This window comes from Phaeobacter sp. HF9A (assembly GCF_011806385.1).
GTDB lineage: Bacteria > Pseudomonadota > Alphaproteobacteria > Rhodobacterales > Rhodobacteraceae > Epibacterium.
In genome coordinates, this window is sequence record NZ_JAATOX010000247.1 from 1 (window position 1) to 1,117 (window position 1,117).

At 60.6% G+C, this 1,117-nt stretch carries 1 protein-coding gene and 1 pseudogene; both read left to right on the plus strand.

Going from position 1 to position 1,117, the window contains the following annotated elements; all coding sequences use genetic code 11:
• A pseudogene (locus HCZ87_RS21165) lies at window positions 1-175 on the plus strand (type 1 glutamine amidotransferase); the annotation flags it as partial.
• Window positions 175-1,117: glutamine synthetase family protein (locus tag HCZ87_RS20720; RefSeq protein WP_167647013.1), on the plus strand; the 943-nt coding region annotated here is incomplete at its 3' end. The pseudogene HCZ87_RS21165 and the gene HCZ87_RS20720, both read left to right, overlap by 1 nt.

Here is a 1,117-nt window from a genome sequence, read left to right on the forward strand (position 1 = left end):
GCAGCCCCATCCCGAGTTCGCCTCCGATTTTGTCGATGGGCTGCTAAAAACCCGCGGCAAGGGTGTCGTGCCCGATGACCAGCTTGAGGCCGCCAAAGAGCGCTTGCACCAGCCGACGGACTCCGATCATATCGCACATGAGATTGCGAATTTTTTCAGGAAAGTGAGGACCTAATGTCGACCCCCACGCATTGGCAGGACACCCTGCCCGAAGCCGCCAGGACCTATCTGGAGGGCCGTCGTCTCGACGAGGTGGAATGCGTGATCTCGGACCTGCCCGGCATTGCCCGCGGCAAGGCGGTTCCGGCGTCGAAATTTGCCAAGCAGGATTATTTCCACCTGCCCGACAGCATCTTTTACCAGACCATCACCGGCGATTGGGCCGATGCTGCGGACGCGGATGGCTGGATCGAAAAAGACATGATCCTGAAACCGGACATGAGCACGGCCACCGCCGCCCCCTGGACCGGCGACTGGACGCTGCAAGTGATCCACGACGCCTATGATCGCGATCATAACCCGGTGCCCTTCAGCCCACGCAACGTGTTGAAACGGGTGGTTGGCCTCTATGAGGCGCAGGGTTGGAAACCCGTCGTGGCGCCGGAGATGGAATTCTTTCTGGTTGCGCGCAATATCGACCCGGCGCGCGACATCGAACCGATGATGGGCCGCTCCGGTCGCCCTGCGGCAGCACGGCAGGCCTATTCGATGACGGCGGTGGATGAATTCGGCCCCGTCATCGACGACATCTATGACTTCGCCGAGGCGCAGGGCTTTGAAATCGACGGCATCACCCAGGAAGGCGGCGCCGGTCAGCTGGAAATCAACCTGCGGCATGGCTCGCCCGTCAAGCTCGCGGATGAGGTGTTCTATTTCAAGCGGCTGATCCGCGAGGCGGCGCTGCGGCACAATTGCTTTGCCACATTCATGGCCAAGCCGATCGCCAATGAGCCCGGCTCGGCGATGCATATCCATCACTCGATCATAGACATGGAAAGTGGCGAGAATATCTTCTCCGGTCCGCAAGGCGGTGAGACCGACGCCTTCTACCACTTCATCGCCGGCTTGCAGACATACATGCCTGCCGGACTGGCGGTGATGGCGCCCTATGTGAACT